23 protein-coding genes, 1 pseudogene and 1 riboswitch are annotated in these 21,509 nt (G+C 36.9%); of the genes and pseudogenes, 2 read left to right on the top strand and 22 right to left on the bottom strand.

All coding sequences use genetic code 11. From position 1 onward, the window contains the following. A pseudogene (locus QUF99_RS03350) lies at positions 1-169 on the bottom strand (IS200/IS605 family accessory protein TnpB-related protein); the annotation flags it as partial. A gap of 222 nt (positions 170-391) precedes the next feature. Next, a complete protein-coding gene (locus tag QUF99_RS03345; protein ID WP_289368646.1) occupies positions 392-1,765 on the bottom strand; it encodes a short-chain fatty acid transporter in 1,374 nt (457 codons plus the stop codon). Between the two features lie 445 nt (positions 1,766-2,210). Between QUF99_RS03345 and QUF99_RS03340 the strand changes: the two genes are divergently transcribed. Further along, positions 2,211-2,516 (top strand): iron-sulfur cluster biosynthesis family protein, encoded by a 306-nt coding sequence (locus tag QUF99_RS03340; RefSeq protein ID WP_289368645.1) that lies wholly within the window; start codon positions 2,211-2,213, stop codon positions 2,514-2,516. Between the two features lie 665 nt (positions 2,517-3,181). Here QUF99_RS03340 and QUF99_RS03335 read toward each other — a convergent pair. Together QUF99_RS03335 and QUF99_RS03330 are read right to left on the bottom strand one after the other, a co-directional pair. Beyond that, positions 3,182-4,147, bottom strand: a complete 966-nt coding sequence (locus tag QUF99_RS03335; protein ID WP_289368644.1) for a DUF3994 domain-containing protein — start codon at positions 4,145-4,147, stop codon at positions 3,182-3,184. A gap of 34 nt (positions 4,148-4,181) precedes the next feature. Continuing rightward, positions 4,182-4,502: a hypothetical protein gene (locus QUF99_RS03330; RefSeq protein WP_289368643.1), complete on the bottom strand. Its 321-nt coding sequence runs from the start codon at positions 4,500-4,502 to the stop codon at positions 4,182-4,184. Between the two features lie 346 nt (positions 4,503-4,848). On the opposite strand from QUF99_RS03330, the gene QUF99_RS03325 reads away from it, so the two are divergent. Further along, a complete protein-coding gene (locus tag QUF99_RS03325; RefSeq protein WP_289368642.1) occupies positions 4,849-5,544 on the top strand; it encodes a hypothetical protein in 696 nt (231 codons plus the stop codon). A gap of 247 nt (positions 5,545-5,791) precedes the next feature. Here QUF99_RS03325 and QUF99_RS03320 read toward each other — a convergent pair whose 3' ends face one another. From QUF99_RS03320 to QUF99_RS03235, 18 genes are all read right to left on the bottom strand, one after another. Next, on the bottom strand, positions 5,792-6,517 hold the full coding sequence (locus QUF99_RS03320; protein WP_289368641.1) for an NAD-dependent protein deacylase: 726 nt from the start codon (positions 6,515-6,517) through the stop codon (positions 5,792-5,794). Between the two features lie 49 nt (positions 6,518-6,566). Next, positions 6,567-7,214 carry a pyroglutamyl-peptidase I gene (gene pcp, locus QUF99_RS03315; protein ID WP_289368640.1) on the bottom strand — a complete coding sequence of 216 codons (648 nt, stop codon included), beginning with the start codon at positions 7,212-7,214 and terminating at the stop codon, positions 6,567-6,569. 15 nt (positions 7,215-7,229) lie between these two features. Beyond that, complete coding sequence (locus QUF99_RS03310) at positions 7,230-8,192, bottom strand: DUF979 domain-containing protein (RefSeq protein ID WP_289368639.1); 963 nt, start codon at positions 8,190-8,192, stop codon at positions 7,230-7,232. Position 8,193: 1 nt separating this feature from the next. Next, positions 8,194-8,889 carry a DUF969 domain-containing protein gene (locus QUF99_RS03305; protein WP_289368638.1) on the bottom strand — a complete coding sequence of 232 codons (696 nt, stop codon included), beginning with the start codon at positions 8,887-8,889 and terminating at the stop codon, positions 8,194-8,196. A 19-nt stretch (positions 8,890-8,908) separates the two neighbouring features. Then, a complete protein-coding gene (pxpA, locus tag QUF99_RS03300; RefSeq protein ID WP_289368637.1) occupies positions 8,909-9,667 on the bottom strand; it encodes a 5-oxoprolinase subunit PxpA in 759 nt (252 codons plus the stop codon). A gap of 19 nt (positions 9,668-9,686) precedes the next feature. Beyond that, positions 9,687-10,676, bottom strand: a complete 990-nt coding sequence (locus QUF99_RS03295; RefSeq protein WP_289368636.1) for a 5-oxoprolinase subunit C family protein — start codon at positions 10,674-10,676, stop codon at positions 9,687-9,689. Continuing rightward, positions 10,673-11,377, bottom strand: coding sequence for a 5-oxoprolinase subunit PxpB (pxpB, locus tag QUF99_RS03290; protein WP_289368635.1), 705 nt, complete (start codon positions 11,375-11,377; stop codon positions 10,673-10,675). The genes QUF99_RS03295 and pxpB overlap by 4 nt, the downstream gene beginning before the upstream one ends. Next, entirely contained in the window at positions 11,377-12,144 is a 768-nt protein-coding gene (locus QUF99_RS03285; protein ID WP_289368634.1) for an IclR family transcriptional regulator, read from the bottom strand. Before QUF99_RS03285 ends, pxpB begins: the two co-directional genes overlap by 1 nt. A gap of 566 nt (positions 12,145-12,710) precedes the next feature. Next, positions 12,711-13,262 (bottom strand): signal peptidase I, encoded by a 552-nt coding sequence (gene lepB / locus QUF99_RS03280; protein WP_289368633.1) that lies wholly within the window; start codon positions 13,260-13,262, stop codon positions 12,711-12,713. A 27-nt stretch (positions 13,263-13,289) separates the two neighbouring features. Continuing rightward, positions 13,290-13,967, bottom strand: coding sequence for a copper homeostasis protein CutC (locus QUF99_RS03275; protein ID WP_289368632.1), 678 nt, complete (start codon positions 13,965-13,967; stop codon positions 13,290-13,292). Between the two features lie 462 nt (positions 13,968-14,429). Then, on the bottom strand, positions 14,430-15,092 hold the full coding sequence (locus QUF99_RS03270; protein WP_289368631.1) for a methionine ABC transporter permease: 663 nt from the start codon (positions 15,090-15,092) through the stop codon (positions 14,430-14,432). Then, the gene (locus QUF99_RS03265) at positions 15,082-15,843 is read right to left on the bottom strand and encodes a methionine ABC transporter ATP-binding protein (protein ID WP_289368630.1); all 762 of its coding nucleotides are present in this window, start codon (positions 15,841-15,843) and stop codon (positions 15,082-15,084) included. Before QUF99_RS03265 ends, QUF99_RS03270 begins: the two co-directional genes overlap by 11 nt. 20 nt (positions 15,844-15,863) lie before the next feature. Further along, on the bottom strand, positions 15,864-17,009 hold the full coding sequence (locus QUF99_RS03260; protein ID WP_289368629.1) for an acyl-CoA dehydrogenase family protein: 1,146 nt from the start codon (positions 17,007-17,009) through the stop codon (positions 15,864-15,866). 13 nt (positions 17,010-17,022) lie between these two features. After that, the gene (locus QUF99_RS03255) at positions 17,023-17,841 is read right to left on the bottom strand and encodes a MetQ/NlpA family ABC transporter substrate-binding protein (protein WP_286120810.1); all 819 of its coding nucleotides are present in this window, start codon (positions 17,839-17,841) and stop codon (positions 17,023-17,025) included. A gap of 58 nt (positions 17,842-17,899) precedes the next feature. Next, a riboswitch (SAM riboswitch) is annotated at positions 17,900-17,990 on the bottom strand. 96 nt (positions 17,991-18,086) lie between these two features. Next, a complete protein-coding gene (locus tag QUF99_RS03250) occupies positions 18,087-18,722 on the bottom strand; it encodes a YdcF family protein (protein WP_289368628.1) in 636 nt (211 codons plus the stop codon). Between the two features lie 330 nt (positions 18,723-19,052). After that, on the bottom strand, positions 19,053-19,550 hold the full coding sequence (locus tag QUF99_RS03245) for a GNAT family N-acetyltransferase (RefSeq protein WP_289368627.1): 498 nt from the start codon (positions 19,548-19,550) through the stop codon (positions 19,053-19,055). Between the two features lie 9 nt (positions 19,551-19,559). Continuing rightward, the gene (locus tag QUF99_RS03240) at positions 19,560-20,138 is read right to left on the bottom strand and encodes a GNAT family N-acetyltransferase (RefSeq protein ID WP_289368626.1); all 579 of its coding nucleotides are present in this window, start codon (positions 20,136-20,138) and stop codon (positions 19,560-19,562) included. A gap of 99 nt (positions 20,139-20,237) precedes the next feature. Beyond that, complete coding sequence (locus QUF99_RS03235; protein ID WP_289368625.1) at positions 20,238-21,440, bottom strand: M20 family metallopeptidase; 1,203 nt, start codon at positions 21,438-21,440, stop codon at positions 20,238-20,240. Positions 21,441-21,509: the final 69 nt, after the last annotated feature.

The raw sequence follows: 21,509 nt of genomic DNA, 5'->3' as shown, positions 1-21,509 counted from the left end.
GAAGACTATCTGTATGCATCTTACGGCTCCAACGTTTTTCCCGAACAATCGTTTGAAATGCAAAGCGTTTCGCCCGATTAAATGTTTCCATTGTCTTTGTCAATGTATCTACCATTTCATACGGTACATCCCTTTTATAGATCCGTTTCGAAAAATACGCTTTCTTCACCTGTTCTCACCTCATTTTGTTTGATAAGACAATTATACAACAAGACGGAACGTATGTTCTACAAAAAAGATGGTTTTCTTTAAAAAAAGAAAAAACCGATTCATCCCTCACCTTTACTTCGTTTAGAGGAGGGGGTCTTCTCGGTTGAAATGATAAAATGTTCGTTTTGGTGGTACTTCAAAAGCTTAGCGTGATGGCGATGTAGTGGTACTTCTATGAAAGTTAATATACAAACAACATCAATACGCTTGTAACGATTCCGACCCAAATACAGAGAATGAAGCAATAGCCCATGATGTCTTTAATCTTTAGTCCTAGCACCCCTAACAGAGGCAATGCCCAAAACGGCTGAATCAGATTTGTCCATGCGTCCCCCCAGCCTACCGCCATGGCGATAGTGGCCGGATCTACGCCTAGCTTCATACCTGCCGGGACTTGCAGCGGTCCTTGTAAAGCCCATTGTCCCCCACCAGATGGTGCCAATAAATTCACCAATCCCGCTGACCAATATGTAAATATATCAAATGTATCCTTTGATGCGATGGATGTCATCCATTCAATGATAGAGCTTCCCAATCCTGAACTTCCCAAAACGGCGATAATTCCTGCGTAAAACGGAAACTGCAAAATAATCGGAGAAATGGATTGTGCAGATTCTTTGAATCCTTGTGCAAAGTTGCCGAGAGAACCATGCAGCAGCAAACCGAGTGACAAGAAGAATAAATTAATGATATTTAAATCCAAGCTGTGATTGTTCATGAATTCATATACACAATACAACGTACCGATTGCACCTAATAATATTCCCAGAACCGGCGTCCATTCCAATTTTTCCGCGGCGGTTAAATCTTTTTGAGGAGGTTTTACAAAAGAAGTTGTATCTGTTTCGGCAGCTTTATAACCGATAATCCCGCTTTTTGGAGCCATAAGTACGATAATAATCGGCATCGTGATGAACAGAGTGAAAAAAATAATTAAAGTAGAGAAACTAAAGATTGTTTGCGAGGTAGGGATAATCCCAATCATCTCTGCAAGAAAATGACCCTTTGTGGCAATCGTCAAGCCAATAGAGCTGGAAAGCCCGGCACTGTATAAGGCTGTCGGAGCATAGGCAGCTGCTACAAGCAAAGGAAAATGTGCATCCGGATTCTTTTTCGCCACTTCCTTCGCCAGGATTGCCCCTACAACCACTGCCAATCCCCAATTGATGTAGTACGCGATTGCACTGATCAAAAATGTCATCGCATAAGCCTTTTGAGGTGTATCGGCTAATTTGGCGACGGACTGCAAACCTCTATTGATGAACGGGACGGAAGCTAACGTCATCCCTGTAACCATCAGCAATACCATTTGCATCGTAAAAGTCAAATAAGTCCAAAACCCATCCCCCCAAGATTTTACGATTGCGTATGGCTCGGAGGGGTTCATAAAAAAGGCCGCGATGAAAGTGAATAGAGTGAGCAGCACAGCAATAACGAAGGCATCCGGGACATACTTCTGCGACCATCTCGAAAATACATTCGCACATCTTGTAAGCAATGATTCTCTCTTTCCTGGATCTGCACCTGTGTCTTTCTCCAATTGGGAATAGTTCATAAACATTCTCCTTTCCAAATTGTAATAAGATTAATATACATACCATTCCACAAAAGAGAATAAATTCCTTTTGTAATCCAGGTTTATCGCCATCAATCTAACAAAATTAAGTGCCCTAAAACAAAAAATGCGCTATTTTTTGTAGATTTATAGAAAAGGATAGCTTTTTTTCGTTTTTGGAGTATGATTTTATCTTATCTTGATGGATATGAGGTACGGCAACGATTCACATATTAACCCCACCTAACTTCTTTGCTTCTTGCAGAACTTTTGGACGGGGGATTACTGCCCGCAAATAGCGGAATAAAGTATTATGTCCTCCTTCGTTCTAGCTTTTAGAATTATCCCCTAATCATTTTCGTATCATTAATTCAAGTTAATTGACTTTCTTATTGTTCACTTTTTTGCCATAATAGAACGTAAGTATAGAAAAGGTAGGGATTCGATGAATATTCGCGTAACTGATGAAGCAAAAGCAGTATTACATAAAATAGACTCTGATAATAAAAGCATCATACGAATTAGAGGCACAATGACGAATTCTTGTAGTATATTTGTTGATGTTGATCTAATCGTAGACAAATACAATGCGAGTGATGTTGTATTTGAAGACGAACGACTCATTATACAAATCGATGAGTTTACAAAAGACTATATTGGGAATACATTAAAACTCGACTATAAAACGACAGGATTTAGTATTATGACTCCTAGTGAAACACTTGTCTATGGATTGTCGATTAAAAAATAAAAAATGCCCTTGTTTCTTCATAGAAACGAGGGCATTTTTTTACAAATAATTTTGCATATCACAACTATCAGTTAAATATATCGATTATCATTTGAATTCATTTTAATTTTTAACACTCTATCCGAAAGAATTCTCCTTCCTCAAGCGTGTGCAGGGCGATAGCCCAACGCTAGGTGGGAGATGAATTTCGGTTTGGCACAACCAAAAGATTTTTGATAAACTAGACACATGAAGTTCTTTGATAACTTGATATATAAGGTTGCAGGAAGAAAACACAGTGCGAAAACCAAGCCGTTCGGTTCCTGCGTAAAATATCAACCGTAAAAAAGAACGTCCAAGCGTTGGACATCTAGGGGCGGAATAACCCGAAGTAACGCTCAGGGAGACGAAAGGTTGCTTTCGTCGTGGAACTGAGAAGCCCCCACTTCAAAATTCATTAGAATTTAAGTGGGGGTAGTTCACAAGGTATTATACATCCTAATCATGAATGTGAGTTATAGGCTATAAAAAATACGGCTATCAGGAGTGATTAACTATGAAGAATGATAAATTATTTTTAGCGTTATTAGAAAGTGCGAATATTCGCTTTTCTATGCCTTTTTTCTTTTAATTACCAATACACATGAATAAAGGACTAGGCTGTTTAAACCTAATCCCTACTTATTTTAGCTTTGCTTTACATACCTTACTGTACTAAATGATACTCCATCGAATAATTGTAAGTTCTTACCATCATAATCTTGAACTTTATATGCCATATCTCTGTCTTCGATTGTATCCTCTACTCCATTGATTAATAGTTTATTGATGTGTATATGGATTCTAAACGTTTCTTTATCGTATTCCCAAGTTCCTTCGATATAGTTCTTCTTATTTGGATACTCACCTTTACCATAAGACTCAAATGTCTTATTACCATTTAAAACGAATGACATAACGAAACCGTCAGACCCTTGGAATCCCCAGTTACCAATTAACTCAGTACCGTCTTTCACATTCTTCATTACGTTATCAGTGTTAATTCCGGCTTTCTTATCTAACTCTTTCAAGTCTTTAATAGATACTGTACCGTCACCTACTTTAATATCGCTTTCAAGGTCTTTGAATGCTCTAATCCAGTATACGTCTCCATCTTTAACTATCTTCTCTGACTTTTCAATTAACTCTTTATCAGTCTTTTCGCCTTTTTCTCTTTTTGTTTTTCGAGTGAATACTTCGTTTATCAAGTCGAAAGCCTCTCTATAATGACTAGTTGCTTTTTCAAAGTCCTTTTGTTGGTCTATATACTCTTTAGGAGGGTCTATAGACTCAAACTTATCTAACACTTTATTCAATTCTTTTACACTATCTAATAAGTCTGATTTCTTTTTCTTCCCTTCTAAGAGTTCTTTTGATAAGTTGTTATGCTCTGCAAACAACTTATCAAACTCTACCCCTAATTCATATACTTTCTTAGGATAGTCTTCCTTTGAAACTTTCTCTTTCTTAATAGTAGACTTTGATTCCTCTGATTTAGTAGATTTAGATTCTTCCGTTTTTGCTTGTTTAGAAGCGTCCGTTTTCTCTGACACCCCACAACCGAATAACAACATGACCGGAATTGCTACCCCTACTAGTTTCTTTGCATTCATGACTGATATACCCCTTTTGATTGATTATTAGTTCTTACTCTGTGTTTGTTATCTTGTAAGTAAAGTTATAACCCCAATAATCCATTTTTATAAAGAATAATGAATTACGCTTATTAAACCTAACCTGTTCACCAGTTTCAGCATCAATGTAAACTTTTTCACTTGGTTTATTAAAGTACTTTCCTAAATACCAAGATATAACCCCTGATATAATCAACATTACTGTCAGTGGCCAACTATGTTCTTGATAATATTGATCGTCTCCCATTATAGATTCAAAGAAAAACTCGCCAAAAAGAGTATTAATAATTACAATAAGTGCAACTAAAAAGCCCCAACCAGACCAAATAATCATTTATTTCCCTCCTAAAAAAAGTATAAATATGAATTTTTATGTTAATTTTAACTAATTATACAACAAACATAATTATTTTTGAATATACCTATAATTAAAAATAAGTCCCTCTTAAAGAATAATGCATACTTGAGGTATCGCCACATCGCTATCAAGCTAATGCTTTGAAGTATCCCCAAAACGAATTTTTTATCTCTCTACAGTTATTTATAGGAATTTAGCTCATTTTTTCGTTTTTAGGAACTCTTGACATTCCCCCGTGGGGAACCTTTAAAATATTGTTACGTATATAGTTTTAAATAAATTAATAGATAGTTTAATTTCAAAAAATAAGAGGGGTGATACATTGAAACTATTTGAATCAAAGAATGGTTATGAGCCTTTGCAAAATTGTAGTTCTTATGTTGCTACACCTCTAGGTAGGATTACTTTTGACATTAATATTAATCAAAATCTCCTATCTGAAATTCCTGTGGAAAGAAACTGTTTTCGACTATCAAAAGGTGGATCTTTAGCAAGTTATTCTCATTCAGACTTTTTAGCAGAATTAGTTCTTTGTAAGCCTATTGTTAGAATTCCGAGCTATATGAATGTAGAAAAGGCGTATGGTGCTGTTTGGAGAGTGCAATCTTTTGTGGATAATTTAAGTTGTGACTTTCTTACTGCATTAAATCCTGTCAATACTCTTGAAATAGACAGTGGACCAGATAGTGGAGAAGGATTAGAGGCAATAACATGGGACTATAGAGAATATAGACTTACTCTAGGAACTCAAGACGGGACTTTACTTGTTCATAGGTCAAAGATAAATGACATGATGCCAAACCGATTGAATGCGGAAGATGAAATAGCTCAGCATAATATCGTCCAATATATACAGAACGGTCTTGTTGTTCCCTTACCACCATTACTAAAAAATGAAATGTGCCAAGTCCACTTTGTTATTGCTTGGAACAAATATGAAGATAGTGATGACGTTTCACCATGGTTTGCAGTGGATATGGATGGAAAAAGTATTCTTTCTAAGGAAGGTTTGTATTAGGTTACTTTTTTACTAATGGGTACGTTAGTTGAAGAAAAAGTACGAAGAGGAACGTCTTGTGAAAGGCGTTTTTTTCATTATTTGAAATCATGAAAAGTAAAGATGGACGTAGTAGGGGGAATTCTTCATCCCCCACTTAACTCCTTAACTTCCTGCCGAATTTTGAGGTGGGAGTATTACTGCCCGCGAATAGCGGAATAAAAAAACCGAGATAATTTGCTTTTATCTCGGTTCTCTATTTCATCTTTTAAAAATTGGTCACAAACTCGCTGATTTTCTGCTGAAATACATAATCAAAATTATATTCTTGCCCTGTTAGCTCTTGATTCACAAGAATCGTTGTCGCCCCTATTTCTCTCTTTGCAATTTGCGGAAACGAAGCAACTGGCTGTACTTTTAACGAGGTTCCCATCACGAGTAATACATCTGTTTCGTATAATCGTTCAATCGCTTTTTGAAACTGTGGCAATGTATCTCCATATAGAACAACATCAGGATTTAAAATAAAATTACATGTTTCACAACGTGGCAACTCATGATCAATCATGTATTGTAAATCGTATTTTGCACGACACTTCGGACAATGAGCCGTTTGAAGCGTACCATGTAAATCAATCACATGTTTGCTGCCACCTAATTGGTGAAGCCCATCAATATTTTGGGTTAACACCGCAATATCTTTTCCTTGTTCTTCTAATTGCGCTAGAAACCGATGACCACGATTTGGTTTGTATTGATGAAATGTATTGATTTGAAATATCGCTTTATAATGCTTCCAAAATTCTTTCGGTTTTCGGTTATAATAGCCTCTTGATAAATACATTTCTACATTCGCATCTGCGTATAATCCATTTGCTGAGCGAAAATCTGGAATCCCACTTTCTGTACTAGCACCAGCACCAGTTAACACTGTAATTTTATTTGCCTTTTCAATAACGGAACGAACTTCCTCATATTGCTGCACAACTCTCACCTCTATGTATATTTCTTCCTTTATTATAACAGGCAGGTTGTATTTTTGCTTAATGCGTTGCTCCGCCGCTCTCTACAATGTCTATTTCCACTTCTAATATGGTTTGCACTAATAATTCAATTCCTTTTGTAATGGTAGAAAGTGACATACTCGGCTGACCCGGATGGTCACTCGCTTGTTCTGGTAAAAACGGGATATGTACAAAACCACCACGAGCTCTATGTTGTTGCTTTTCCAACAGATGCATTAACCCATAGAACAGATGATTACAAACAAATGTACCCGCTGTTTGTGAAACAGATGCTGGAATTCCTTCTTCCCGAAGTTTTTTTACGATAGCCTTCATGGGAAGTGTAGACCAATAAGCGACTGGTCCTTCTTGTACAACAGGCATATCAATTGGTTGATTTCCTTCGTTATCAGCGATTCTTGCATCGTCTATATTAATCGCAACTCGCTCCACTGTAATATCAGGACGTCCACCTGCTTGACCGATACAAATAACAAATTCTGGATCTAATTCCTCTATATATGTTTCTAATACATGTAATGAGTGCTGAAAAACGGTCGGAACTTGTTTACTTACAATCTGATATTTCCCAATTACCTGTTGGTGGAGTAATTGTGCAACTTCCCAAGCAGGATTAATATCCTCTCCTCCAAATGGTTCAAACCCAGTCAGTAATATGGTTTTCATTTCTCTCACTCCTTATTAGAATCGATACACTAATCCATACATAATAAACATATTGATAATAAAGATTGTAATTGCAACTGGTACCTGTGCTTTAATAACAGCGTGTTTATCCTTTAATTCTAGTAACATTGCTGGCACAATATTAAAGTTTGCAGCCATCGGTGTTATCAACGTACCACAGTAACCAGCAAACATACCAAGTGCTGCCATAATCGCCGGATTACCACCATGCATTTGTACAATGAGCGGCAATCCAATTCCTCCGGTAATAACAGCAAAGGCTGCAAAAGCATTGCCCATTACAACCGTGAAAAGCATCATCCCTAAACAATATGCCATCACAGCAACAAATGGATATTCTGTTGGCAGCACTTGACCGACTAAATCAGAGATAACTTGACCTACACCAGACTTTGCAAATATACCACCAAGTGCAGCAAGCATTTGTGGTAAAATAACCGCCCATCCAACAGCCTGTAATAATCGACTTCCTTCTTGTACAGGCGCTGTTATTTTTGCCTTTGTTATCCCCATTGCTGCTACGAAAGCGAGTAATGCTCCAAGTGCCAATGCAATTAATGTAACTTTTTCAGGATCAACAAGAAATACATTTCCAAACTTTAACTTCCCTAATGTCAATGTACCAATAATCGTGAAAATAGGAATTAAAATAGCAGGCAGGAAAATTTTATTTCTCAGTTTTTCTGCATGTTTCACACGCTCTTGAGTAGGTGCTTCTTGTTCATTTGATTTCGTTACCTTATTTAATGATGCTAAAACAACCATCACTAATACAATACAACCGATATAAAATGATGGAATGATATTTCCAAATAAAAATGTAATGGAGAATAATGCCCAAAACAAACTAGAACCAAAGCGATTTGGATGCTGGCGATCTAAAGCAACACGAATAGAAACAAAAGCAACAATAATACCCAGTAAATAATAAATTGTATCCAGTGTAATGAGATTCACCTTACATCGCCTCCTTATTTTGTTTCGGTTCTTTTTCCATAACAGTTGCGATATGCTTATCTATTTGTCTAAAACGAATCCAGCTCACAACAAAAGCCGAAAGTGCAGTTGGAATTCCCCAAAGTGCCATATCCCAAACGTCAACATGCATACCAACAGAATCAAAGAATCCCTTCATTAATAAAATCGCTCCTGTTGCAATGAAAATATCTTCACCAAAGAACCAGGCTGTATTTTCTGCCGCTGCAGCATTCGCTTTAATCTTTTCTTTCAATTTTTCTGGAAGCTTTCCGTAACGACCTTGAGCTGCCCCTTCTGCCATTGGTGCAACAAGTGGCCTTACAGTCTGAGCATGTCCACCTATATTCAACCCAACTGCTGCGAACGCTTCACGAATTGTAAAGTATGACATTAACACGCGACCAGTCGTCGCTCCTTTTGATTTTGTAATCAACGCTTCTGCACGTTCCTTCAACCCGTAACGCTCTAAAATCCCAATAACCGGAAGCGTTAATAAAATTGGCATGGACATATAGCGATTTTCTATAAAAAACTTTCCAAACATACTGATTACTTCATAAAAAGACATGCCGGAAACCATGCCAGTTACAATTCCTGCAACCATAACGACTAATAACGTATTTAGTCGAAATAAAAACCCAACAGCCACGAGTAAAACTCCTATTAATTTCACCATCTATGTAACTCCCCCTATTCTATTTCGGTGCACAAACGGAAATGTTCTTTAATCGGAATGTTCTGGAAATTTTCTCTGCAAATTGAACTGCATGCGCTCCATCTCCATGTATACAAATCGTTTGTGCTGCTATTGGCACAGTACTTCCATCAACTGCTTGTACACGCTCTTCTTGTACCATTTGAAGTACCTGCGCAATTGCGTTATCTTCACTTGTCACGAGGGCATTTTCTTCTGTACGGCTTGTCAATGTCCCATTAGGCTGATACGTACGATCAGCAAAAGCTTCTTGTATCACTCTAAGGTCATATTGCTTACCAGCTTGTACAAATTCACTATTTGCCAGTCCATATAGAAACAAGTCAGGGTTAACTTTATACACTGCTTTTGCAATTACATCTGCAATATTCGGATCTACAGCGGCCATATTATAAAGTGCTCCATGCGGCTTTACATGATGCATACTTCCTCCTGCTGCACGTACAAATCCATCTAATGCTCCGATTTGATAGATCATATAATCATATACTTCCTCTGGTGAAACACGCATCATTCTTCTTCCAAATCCCATTAAATCTTGTAAACCTGGATGCGCCCCAATGGCCACTCCATGCTGCAAGGATTTCTCAACTGTTTGGCGCATCACAGACGGATCACCAGCATGAAATCCACAGGCAATATTGACAGATGACACAAATGGAAGAATTTCATCATCATTTCCAATTTGATATGCCCCAAAACTTTCTCCTAAATCACAATTTAAATCAACTGTAACCATCCTTATCCGTCCTCCTTATTTACACTTGTAAGGCAATGAATCTTTTTAATAAATGCATATTTTGTTCTTGTTTTATATAGAGGTGCTGTGCTTCCTCAATAGAAATCTTAGAAAAAGATACATAGTCACCTGGTTTTAATTGTGCAAGCAGCGGTATATCTGTTGAAACCACATTACCAATGCGAGGATATCCTCCTGTTGTTTGTCGATCAGCCATTAAAATAATTGGCTGTCCACCAGATGGCACTTGAATTGTTCCAAATGTAACCGCACTTGATAATAGTTCGATCTCTTCTGTTCGTAAAAGTTCTTCTCCTTCTATACGATATCCCATACGATCTGCATAATTAGATATTTTATACTCCTTCGTAAAAAATGCATGCAGACTCTCTTCTGTAAATTGATTAGATTCAAATCCAGGGACCACTCGAATGATTGGGCGATAACTGTATTTTGGTAAATAACGAGAACATACACCCCAATTTGTTACCTCTCTGTTTTTATTCTGTAATTGCTTCATTACAAGATTTGCAAATTCTGAGGCTGTACCAATTTGGAACTGATCACCTTTTTTCAATGCACGACCTTTCATCCCACCTAAAGCACCACGTACATATGTACTTTTACTCCCCATTACGCAAGGAACCTCAATACCTCCTGCAAATGTTACATATGCTCTACATCCAGATTGCGCCTTTCCAAAACAAAGCATACTTCCTTCCTCAGCTAAAATAGGGCGCCATAACGGAATTCGTTTTCCATTTAAAAGAGGTTCTATATTTGCCCCTCCAACAGCAAGTAACGTTGGTTTTTTTATAAGAATCTTCGGTCCCGTTATCGTAATCTCTAAACCTGCTTCATTTTCTTCATTTCCGACTAGCATATTAATTATTCTTAATGCAACTTGATCCATGGTGCCGCCTACAGGTACACCGTATTGTTGATAATGATATCTTCCTAAATCTTGAACGGTTGTATACATTCCTGCATGTAAAACCTCGGCGTTCATGTGGCAAGCCCCTCCCAATCTTGAAACTCGTCTTCTGTTATTGATACAAATCGTAAATACATTCCACTCTTTACATAGGTAGGATTTTCTTCTTCTGGACGAAACAAAGAAATCGGTGTTCGCCCAATAATATTCCATCCACCTGGCGTTTCAAGTGGATATATACCTGTCTGATTTCCACCAATCCCAACTGAGCCAGCTGCTATTTGTAAACGTGGTATTTGTTTTCGGGGAATTGCAAGCTCCTCTGGCATTCCGCCTAAATATGGAAATCCTGGAGTAAATCCTAGCATATAAACAAAATACGTCGCTCCGCTATGAATACGAATAACTTCCTCTATACTTAAATGATGATACACTGCGACATCTTCTAAATCAGGACCATATTTTCCCCCATAACAAACAGGAATTACAATACTATCATACTGTTTTATATTTTTAGACTGCTCATCTTGTAAGAGTACTTCAATATACTGACATACATAATCATATGGTGCGTTCCTATCATTTTTCTTCCATAGCGTATACAAGTCATAATAAACAGTCACAGATGTATACGATGGAACACATTCAATCATTCCAGGAAATGGATTTTGATTTAACGCATGATATAAACCTTGTACATTTTCATATATGTTCCTATCAATCTCATTTCCAAATGTAACAACAACTGCCTGATCTCCTAATGCTGCAAATTTCATCATATCCCTTCTTTCTCTTCCCTCCAGCCAAGCTCCATTGAAATACATTTTGCCGTCTCCGTTAATTTTTCAATAAATTGTGGAATTGTTGCTTCGTTATACTCTATTTCTAATCCTGAAATACTAATTCCAGCAATCACTTTTCCATTGTTTGCAAAAACAGGTGCTGCAACTGCCGCTGTATGATTTTCAAGTTCAGAATAACTCATTGTATACCCATCACTTTTTGCTTTTCGTAACATGCTTCGTAACTGATTTTTATCAAGTATAGTTCCCCTCGCAAATTGTATAAGGCGGGCCTCTTCTATATATTTTTCTTGTTCCTCTTCAGAAAAATAAGTAAGCAAAATACGTGGACACGCCCCGGCATATAAAGGTGCACGTCGTCCAATAGCCGTATAAACGCGAACAGGCTGAGCTCCATCCACTTTTTCGATATAAATCGCTTCACTTCCATCTTGAATAATTAAATTTACAGCTTGTCCAATATCAGCTCTTAATGTTTCCATATATGGCTTTGCAATATTTCGTAACGATAACCTGTCAGAAACAAGTTGGCCAAATCGTAAAAATACTAAACCAAGTTTATATGTACCATTCATTGTCTTTTGTAAAAAGCCCATTTCTTCAAGCGAACCAATGAGTCGATATACAGAAGTTTTCGGCATACCTGTAAGTTTCACCATTTCCATCAGTGTTAAAGCCTGATGTTCATAAAATAATTCTAAAATATCCATTATTTTTACTGCCGTCTTATTTAAACTCATGCCGCCTCCCGTTGTTCCGAAAAATGGAACGAAAATTCCGTTTTTTGAAACGAATGTATAATTTAAAATTATAAAATATTCTTTCTATTTTAACAATATATTTTTTCAAAGTTATAAAGTGAAACTTTGATCAGTGTGGGAGTCTTTATCCCCCACCTAACTTCTTTGCTTCTTGTAGCACTTTGAAGTGGTGGTATTACTGCCCGCGAATAGCGGAATAAATTGATTTATTGAATCTACTTTTTCATTTCTACTAATTCGTACATGTTACGAATTCAATTAAAAAACACAAAAAATAGGTATAGATCAACTTTCGATCTATACCTATTCTTTAATAGTTTTATATTTTAGTAAAACATTTTCTATATAAATCCATTTTGATTTTTCGACATATAAGCCATGGCTATGGATAACAAAAGGTGACCTGCACTCGTTTTCTCTCTTTGTTTTCACTATGTCTGGGCAGGAAAAGGATCTGACCGCTTCTATGCATGAACGGATGCTCTCTCCCACCTAAAAAAAGGTTTTATGTCGGTTTTTTAATTTGGATTTACATATACAACTTACTACAGCGCTCTTGCTTGTTGCAATGGCCAAAATACAACTTCACCTTTTCCAACAATTTGTTCTTTTGAAACAAATCCAAACATACGGCTATCTTTTGAAACTTTACGATTATCTCCCAGCACAAATACATACCCTTCCGGTACTTTCTTCTTACCAGTTATTTGTTCCATTGAAAAATCAGGTGTCAAATTCCCCGCAGATAATTGGTCTTTAAATTCTTGTAGATAGGGTTCTTCAATCGACTTTCCGTTTACATACAGAACGTCATTCTTATACTCTATGTTATCTCCTGGTAAACCGATTACTCGTTTTACTAAATCATATCCTTCTTTTCCATGAAACACGATAATATCAAAGCGATTTACACCTTGTAAATTGTAGCCTATCTTGTTCACGATCACTCTTTCTTCATTCTTTAAAGTAGGCATCATGGATTCTCCTTGTACAAGGGAAGGAGTGAATAAAATACCCCGAAAAACAAAAGCAATTCCTACCGTGATTACTATCGTTTTAATCCATGAACGTGCTTCCTCTTTTTTGCTTTTTTTCATCTTCTTCCACCTCCTCTACGATCATTATCATCGTGTTAATTTTGCTAGTTCCTGTACACGCTTTTGGTCAATTTCGGAAAAACAAGATTGTCCTTCTCGAACAGCTGTACCAACGTGAGCTTCTGTAATTCCTGTTTCATGAAGCAATTGTCGTACATTCTCTTTCGTCACACCACTACCAACGATGAGTTGTATTTCTCCTTGACTCTCTCTTTGCATATCATGCAGTACAGTAATGTTCTCCTCTATATTTCCCTGGCCACCCGATGTTAAAATATGGGTCACCTTTCCAAACTTTCGTAATACTTTTACCGCTTCTACTACATTATCCACTTCATCTATCGCACGATGAAATGTTACATTCATTCCATCCACTACAGATAATAAATCTGCTAATTTTTCTTCATCAATTTGACTGTGCTCATTTAAAACACCTAAAACAACGCCTGCTGCACCATGTTTCTTTGCAATTTGTATATCCTCTTTCATCATTTCGATTTCTTCTGCCGTATATACAAATGACTTGGCATGTGGGCGTATCATAACATGAACAGGGATTGTTACTGCATCCACTGCTTTTTTTATAAATGCATAGCTTGGCGTTAATCCGCCTTCCGTATATGCTGAAATGAGTTCAATTCGATTTCCGCCACTTTGCTCAATTCGTTTCACATCTTCTAAACATGTTGCAATAACTTCTAGCATGAAACTACCTCTTTTCGTACTTTTTCCTCATTATACAGTAAGCTGAAATAAGAGGCCTAGTTTTCTCATAAAAAACACAAAAAAGACGCTTTAAAAGAAAGATTTTTAAGCGTCTTTTTCAAATGAATTATTTTATCCCGCTATTCGTGGGCAGTAATACCCCTACCTCAAAGTTCTGTAAGAAGCAAAGAAGTTTAATGGGAGAGAAACTGCTCGTAAAAGCCCGATTCGTTCAACTATATAAATCCATTTTGATTTTTCGACATATAGCCGCGGCTATGGATAACAAAAGGTGACCGGCACTCGTTTTCTCTCTTTGTTTTCACTATGTCTGGGCAGGAAAAGGATCTGACCGCTTCTATGCATGAACGGATGCTCTCTCCCACCTAAAAAGAAGGGGTTTATGTCGGTTTTTTAATTTATATTTATATAATAAGCAATAAGAACTAGTCTACTAAGACTTTATCTTTTATCAATACGTGCAGCAATCTTATTTCCAATAAATTGGACAGATTGAACAAGAATGACAAGCATTAATACTGTAACAACCATAACATCGGTTTGGAAACGGTAATAGCCAAAACGAATAGCCAAATCACCAACACCGCCGCCTCCTACAACGCCAGCCATAGCCGAATAAGAAATAAAACTCACTGTTAAAACTGTTAAACTTAAAACAAGACCTGATCGCGCTTCAACAAGTAGAACTTTCCATACAATCTGAAATGGCGTTGCTCCCATTGCCTCAGCAGCTTCAATTACTCCTTTTGGAACTTCACGTAATGCTTGTTCTACCAGCCTTGCAAAATATGGAATCGCGGCTACTGATAATGGAATCGTTGCAGCAATTGGACCAATTGTAGTTCCTAATAGCATACGGGTAAGCGGTACAAGTGCCACCAATAAAATAATAAATGGAAATGAACGAATAATATTTACAATCCCATTTAATATACGGTGTACAATATTTTGTTCCAAAATCTGTCCTTTACTTGTAAAATATAGGATTACACCTAATGGAACACCAAAAATAATCGCGGCTCCAACAGAAAGTCCTACCATTAAAAATGTTTGCAAAATTGATGTCCAAATTTCGGGAAGTAGTGGAATGACATTATTGAACATATGCGATTCCCCTCTCTTGTTCCACACCTAATAGAAGTTTCGCAATTTCTGATTTTGGTTTGATTTGATGATCGTTTAAGTTAAATGATTCCACAACTTCTCCATCTTCCATAACTGCAACCTTGTTACAAATTTGTTTAATCACATTCATTTCATGCGTTACGATTACAATCGTAACCCCTAATTCTTTATTAATTTTTTGTAAGAATTGTAAAATAGAAATCGTTGTTTTAGGATCAAGCGCTGATGTTGGTTCATCACAAAGTAATACTTTCGGATCATTTGCTAATGCACGAGCAATCGCAACACGCTGCTTTTGACCTCCACTGAGCTGTGAGGGAAACTGCTGTGCCTTATCACTTAATCCTACGATTTCCAAACATTCTCGTACTCGTTTTGCTCTCTCTTCTTTTGGAACTGATTTCAACTCTAGCGGAAGAGCAATATTATCCGATACATTTTTATTGTGCAAAAGATGAAAGTGTTGAAAAATCATTCCGATTGACTGCCTTGCTATTCGTAAATCTTTCTTCGATAACTGTGTTAAATCTTCACCATTTACAATCACTGCACCTGAATCAGGCTTTTCCAATAAATTCATTGTACGTAATAAAGTTGACTTCCCTGCGCCACTTAACCCAGCTATTCCATAAATATCATGTTCTTCTACTTGAAGAGATACAGATTTCACACCGTGAAAAAGCCCTTCTTTCGTTTGGAAAGTTTTTATTACATCACGTAACGTAATCATCCTTTTCACTCCTTTTTACATTATTCAAAAGCACGATCAGCTATAAGTGAGAGCGTTACATCATCCATCGGTGGATTGTGTAATCCAGCACGAACATTTAAATAGTAGCGATGCAACGGATTTTTTTCTGATAAACTTCTTGCTCCAACAATCCGCATGGCCTTATCTACAACAGATATCGCGGTATTCGTCGCAATGTATTTTGCTGCCGCTAATTCTGCCCGTAATGATTGTTTATCTTCTACCTCATCATATTTCGATGCAACTTGATATAAGAACGTACGAGCTTGCATCAACTCTAATTCTAGCTCCCCAGCTAGCTTTCTTACATTTGGTAGTGAGCTAATCGGATGATTTAAACTATTTGGTTGATATGTTTTCGCAAATTCAATTGCATAATTTCTTGCGGCTTGTGCAATCCCTAAATAACAAGCTGGTATATGAAGCAACCACCCTATCCCTTTTGGTTTTGTACGTGGAACCATCGTGTCAGTAAAGTATCGTTCAGGAATCTCAACATTTTGCAACACAAGGTCGTGACTCGCAGTTCCCCTCATCGCCACACTGTCCCATGTTTCTTCAATTGAAACACCTTTTTCATGACGAGGAATAATAAATTCTCCTACCTCTTCTCGTCCTTCGATACTAGCAGAGACGATAAAATAATCGAGTACAGGAGCCATCGTTGTAAAACTTTTTCTTCCACTTACAACCCATTTTTCACCTTTTCGCACCGCTAACGTTTCAGGTTTGCCACCACGTGTCGGACTTCCTGTCTTCGGTTCTGTCGCAGCACGGTTAAAAAGAGCTCCTTTTTTTACTTCTTCACAAAACCAAGAAAACATATCAGGGTCCCAAGAGCGATTTTCAGCAAGTTCTTTCACAATTCCAAGATGCCATCCAATCGATAGCGCTGTCGCTCCATCCCCCTCGGCGATTTTCTCTTGAAACAAGACAAAATCATACAATGAGATTGCTGGCCCTCCAAAATCTTTCGGAAGTGTTAATGTTGTATATCCTATATCTTTTAAATTTTTTATATTTTCAAACGGGAAAGACCCCAATTCACTTAATTGATGTTCCCTTTCCGCAAATTTCGGGATGAGTTCTTTTATCTTCTCTATTATGAGAAGTTGTTCTTCCGTTTCTACAAATGAGAGTGTCATATCACTATCCCCTTTATTTTAAGTAATCCGGTAAGACAAAACCTTCAAATTGTTCCTCTGTTTGAATCATCTTTTTAAATTCAGGTGAATGATATGCATCGATTAAATCTTTTACAAAAGTTTTATCTTTGTCTTCATTACGAACTGTAACGATGATTCGATGTTGTGCAGGTGTTTTTTCTAATTCAAGTGATTCTTTTAATTTATGTCCAGATGAAATGACAAGATTTCCGTTAATAATGCCATAGTCTAAATCTTTCATCGCTCTTGGAATTTGAGGTGATTCAAGTGGTACCAGTTTAAAATCTTTCTTTTTATACGTCACATCTTTTTCAGAAATTGTTAAAATATTTACATTCCCCTTCAATTTCACCCAACCAATACCTTCCAAAATACGAAGTGCACGTTCTAAATTAACTGGATCATTTGGTACCCCAATTTTCATACCATCTTTTAAGTCATCTAGCGATTTATGCTTTTCAGAATATACACCTTGTGGCGCGGAAGGAACTTGAAGTACACTCGTGATTTTCGCATCATTTTCCTTTGCATAAGATTCCATAAAAGCGGTGCTTTGAAAAATATTTGCATCAATATCTTTATTCGTTAATGCAGGGTTTGTTTCGTTTGGTGAATTAAATTCTACAATTTTTATTTTATACCCCTTTTTCTCTAAATAAGGCTGCACTGCCTTTTTCACTTGATCACTATAGGGACCTGGAGTAAAACCTAAACGAATTTCCTTTTGATCCGTTGCAGATGATTGTGTGCAGCCAGTGATGACAAATAAACTGCATACAATACTTACAAGTGTAAAAAATAAACGCTTCATCTTTTCTCCTCCTAAATGAAAACAACCTCTAATATAAGAGGTTACAAGTATCTTTCCCCTCTTATCTACTGCGGAATTAGCACCTTCTATTTACATTTAAGGTTGCTGAAGCTTCGTTGGGCCGTTCCCTCCACTTCTCTCGATAAGATTATATATTGGATTATATTCCCTATTTTTACACTATTCCGATGAAATTACAAGGTTTTTAACAAAAAAAAGATTCCTATTATTTTAGGAATCTTTTTTTACTTAATTGTCTCTTTCAAAGAACGTATTGGCAACGATGTAACATAACCAATATAAGAACATAATTCTTTAAAGAAAAACGGAATTTCCGTATCTAATGTTTTATATGCTGACGTCGGAGTCGGAGATGCATAAGCATCCATACCAATATGCTTGGCAATTCGCATCGCACGTTTCATATGAAGAGGATCACTCACAATTGTATACGTATGCAATCCATTATCAATTCCAACCTGCTGAGCATTCTTCAAGTTATCTTCTGTAAAACGCGACTGCGTTTCAATTAAAATATCTTCATCCTTCACGTTATGCTTTAATGCATACGCTTTAGCGGTGCGGGCTTCTTCTTGCTCTGCTGCAAACTTCGTACCACCTGTAAAAATAATTTTTTTAATACTTCCGCTATTGTATAAGGAAATAGCATGATTAATTCTTTCTCGAAATACAGGAGATGGCTTTCCGTTCCAAGAAGCTGCTCCGAGTACGATGGCAGCATCTGTATCCACCTCATCTGTTTTAAATCGAGAACTCCAAATATCATAAGCTGCATAACTTATAAATAGAATCATAGAGCTAATCATAAGTAAGAATACCTGTACGACTCTTCTTTTTTTACTTTTCTTATTTTGTTTCATTTGTACTAGCCTCCGTGCATCATCCATACTTCTAAAAAAATAATATATTTCAAATCATTATATTTGAGTTTATTTGAAAGAAGGTATTTTCCTAATCATTCATATTTTAAAGGGTTTTCATTCCAATAGAGGATTGTCAATTCATTTTTGTTTGCGGTTCATATTTCATTTGCATAATTTACAAATTTCATTACCATACAACTCCATTGTAACGAATTTTTTCACAGAAGGGAATGCTGAAACAAAAGTATATAAAAGAAGTAATCGTTTTGTAAGAAAAAAGAAGTGCTATCTTCCAACTATATGAAAGCACACTTCTTTTTCTCACCCTTATCTTACAATCCAATATTTCATATGATGTTCTTCAAGAACACACGTAAATCCTGCTTTTTCTAGCACTCTACTGGAAGCAACATTACTTATTAAACAATCCGCTTTAATTGTTTGTACTTCTTCATTTTGCTGCAACCACTCCACGAAAGCTTTCGCGATTTCAGTTGCATAGCCATTTCCTTGATACCTTGACACAATGCTATACCCAATCTCTACTGTTCCATTGGAATCAGGAGCACCTTTACATCCTATATCACCAATGATCACATTATCTTCCATATGAACAATTAGTCCACTCCACTTGCTTTGTTCAGGATTTTTTCTTAACCCCTCAGCAATCCACGGTAAAATATCTTTATAGTCAGGCATTGGCCATTCTAAAGATATTTTATATGGAACCATTTTTTTCAATTCTTCTCTTCCTTTTATAGTTGCTTCTACAAGCTCTAATGTAAAAGGAATCATCCTTAGTCTCTTAGTTTCAAGATTAGCCATGTGAACCTCCTATTTATACAAATATATTTTCTGTAGTAAACCTTCCTTTACACTTGGCCATTCGCTTGCAATGATACTATATACAACTGCATCTCTTACATGACCATTTGGCAACTTTCTCTCATTTCGTAATACACCTTCTTTTACAGCACCAAGTCTTTCAATTGCGCGCTGTGCCTTTTCATTTCGTAAATCTGTTTTTATTTGTACACGCAACATTTTAAGTTCTTCAAATGCGTATCGTAGTAGCACATATTTACATTCTGTGTTAATACTTGTTCGTTGTACGCTAGGGTGATACCACGTGTGACCAAGCTCAACCGTTTGACTTTCTTTTGATATACTATACAATCGCGTACTCCCTACAATTTCATTTATCTTTTGATCCACCACAACAAATGGTAGTTCTATCCCTTTCTCATATTGAATGATTGCCGTCTCAACATAACTCTCCATATCTTGACGACTATCCATCTTAGATGTTAAGTACGTCCATACTTCTTTATTTTTGTCAAAAATCTCGTATAACGAGTTCACATCACTTCTAGATATTAATCGTAGTGCTGCACGTTCATTTATAATTCCCATAAAAAAACCCCTTTTCTATGTATCTAACTATATAATAATATGATTTTTGACAATTTTCAAAATAAAATAGACGATACAGATACAACTGCAATTTGTTTTTTATTGATTTCGCTGCGCTTCCCGAAACTCTTCTTTAATTTTATTCAATGTCTCTTCCTCTGTAATCAAACGATATGCTGTACAAGCTAATGCTTTTGCCGCCGTAAACAAAGCTTGATCTCCAAGTTCTGAACGAGCCGCTTCTCGAAATTCATCTGTATGTGCGATTAAATCATCATGTCCAATTTTGATATACGGATGAATAGTCGGAACAACTTGGCTCACGTTTCCAGCATCCGTTGAACCAATTCCGATTCGTTCCTTACGATTTACATCTTCGCCAAATTGCTCTAATTCTTCTGCAACAATTTCATTAAACGTTTTTGTTACTAATAATTCATCGATTTCATTTTGAAATTGATTGATTTTTACTGTTGTACCTGTAGCTAGTGCTGCTCCTTTTGCAATGTTACGTACTTTTTCTGTAACCTCGGCACATCTACCGCGCGTCGCTGCCCGAATAAAGAAGCGTGCCGCTGCGTAATCTGGAATGATATTTGGTGCTTTTCCGCCCTCGGTAATGACACCATGAATTTTCACATCAGCTGGTAGCTGCTGACGAAGCGCATTAATTCCGTTATATAACTGAATGATCGCATCTAACGCATTAATTCCTTCTTCCGGAGCAGCAGCGGCATGTGCTGTTTTTCCGTAAAAATGAAAGTCTAGTGGGTCTACTGCTAGTGATGGACTTGTCGTAGCTGTTTTCCCGTTCGGATGAATCATCAGTGCTGCATCAATATCATGAAATAAACCTACCTTTACATAACTTGCTTTTGCACTCCCGTTCGGGCCACCTTCTTCTGCTGGTGTTCCAAAAACAACGATTTCTCCTCCAATTTCTTCAATCGTTTTTGATAAGGCAATCGCAGCAGCAACGCTAATTGTGCCAATTAAATTATGACCACAAGCATGGCCTAATCCAGGTAGTGCATCATATTCTGCTAAAAAGGCAATTGCCGGTCCTTGTTTGCCAGAGCTTTTCCGAGCAATGAATCCTGTTTCATGTCCAGCAATATTGTGCTGCAATTGAAATCCTGCACTCCCTAACAATAAACTTAATGTTCTAGATGCAAAAAACTCTTGATTGCCGAGTTCTGGATTCTCATGAATATCATGACTTGTTTTCAAATACGTTTCTTTGTTTCTTTCGATACTTTCTACAATTGCATTACGGTGTGACACTACTTGCGTTGTTCCCATTTTTCTATTCCCCCTTCAATTTACACATAAAAAAGCCTCTTTCTAAAGGATAGAAAGAGGCTTTTGAAT

The organism is Bacillus sp. DX4.1, from assembly GCF_030348195.1.
Taxonomy (GTDB): domain Bacteria; phylum Bacillota; class Bacilli; order Bacillales; family Bacillaceae_G; genus Bacillus_A.
Note: the sequence above shows the minus strand (reverse complement) of the source record. Positions and strands in the feature narration are given on the sequence as shown.

Bases quoted from the DNA above. Each gene is read 5' to 3' on its own strand.
- QUF99_RS03295 (WP_289368636.1), bottom strand. From the start codon at position 10,676: ATGAACGCCGAGGTTTTACATGCAGGAATGTATACAACCGTTCAAGAT.
- QUF99_RS03240 (WP_289368626.1), bottom strand. From the start codon at position 20,138: ATGGGAATTATAAATGAACGTGCAGCACTACGATTAATATCTAGAAGT.
- QUF99_RS03345 (WP_289368646.1), bottom strand. From the start codon at position 1,765: ATGAACTATTCCCAATTGGAGAAAGACACAGGTGCAGATCCAGGAAAG.
- lepB (WP_289368633.1), bottom strand. From the start codon at position 13,262: ATGAAAAAAAGCAAAAAAGAGGAAGCACGTTCATGGATTAAAACGATA.
- QUF99_RS03270 (WP_289368631.1), bottom strand. From the start codon at position 15,092: ATGTTCAATAATGTCATTCCACTACTTCCCGAAATTTGGACATCAATT.
- QUF99_RS03245 (WP_289368627.1), bottom strand. From the start codon at position 19,550: ATGGCTAATCTTGAAACTAAGAGACTAAGGATGATTCCTTTTACATTA.
- QUF99_RS03335 (WP_289368644.1), bottom strand. From the start codon at position 4,147: ATGAATGCAAAGAAACTAGTAGGGGTAGCAATTCCGGTCATGTTGTTA.
- pxpB (WP_289368635.1), bottom strand. From the start codon at position 11,377: ATGAAATTTGCAGCATTAGGAGATCAGGCAGTTGTTGTTACATTTGGA.
- QUF99_RS03255 (WP_286120810.1), bottom strand. From the start codon at position 17,841: ATGAAGCGTTTATTTTTTACACTTGTAAGTATTGTATGCAGTTTATTT.
- pcp (WP_289368640.1), bottom strand. From the start codon at position 7,214: ATGAAAACCATATTACTGACTGGGTTTGAACCATTTGGAGGAGAGGAT.
- QUF99_RS03285 (WP_289368634.1), bottom strand. From the start codon at position 12,144: ATGAGTTTAAATAAGACGGCAGTAAAAATAATGGATATTTTAGAATTA.
- QUF99_RS03265 (WP_289368630.1), bottom strand. From the start codon at position 15,843: ATGATTACGTTACGTGATGTAATAAAAACTTTCCAAACGAAAGAAGGG.
- QUF99_RS03235 (WP_289368625.1), bottom strand. From the start codon at position 21,440: ATGGGAACAACGCAAGTAGTGTCACACCGTAATGCAATTGTAGAAAGT.
- QUF99_RS03250 (WP_289368628.1), bottom strand. From the start codon at position 18,722: ATGAAACAAAATAAGAAAAGTAAAAAAAGAAGAGTCGTACAGGTATTC.
- QUF99_RS03330 (WP_289368643.1), bottom strand. From the start codon at position 4,502: ATGATTATTTGGTCTGGTTGGGGCTTTTTAGTTGCACTTATTGTAATT.
- QUF99_RS03260 (WP_289368629.1), bottom strand. From the start codon at position 17,009: ATGACACTCTCATTTGTAGAAACGGAAGAACAACTTCTCATAATAGAG.
- QUF99_RS03305 (WP_289368638.1), bottom strand. From the start codon at position 8,889: ATGGTGAAATTAATAGGAGTTTTACTCGTGGCTGTTGGGTTTTTATTT.
- QUF99_RS03275 (WP_289368632.1), bottom strand. From the start codon at position 13,967: ATGCTAGAAGTTATTGCAACATGTTTAGAAGATGTGAAACGAATTGAG.
- QUF99_RS03340 (WP_289368645.1), top strand. From the start codon at position 2,211: ATGAATATTCGCGTAACTGATGAAGCAAAAGCAGTATTACATAAAATA.
- pxpA (WP_289368637.1), bottom strand. From the start codon at position 9,667: ATGGTTACAGTTGATTTAAATTGTGATTTAGGAGAAAGTTTTGGGGCA.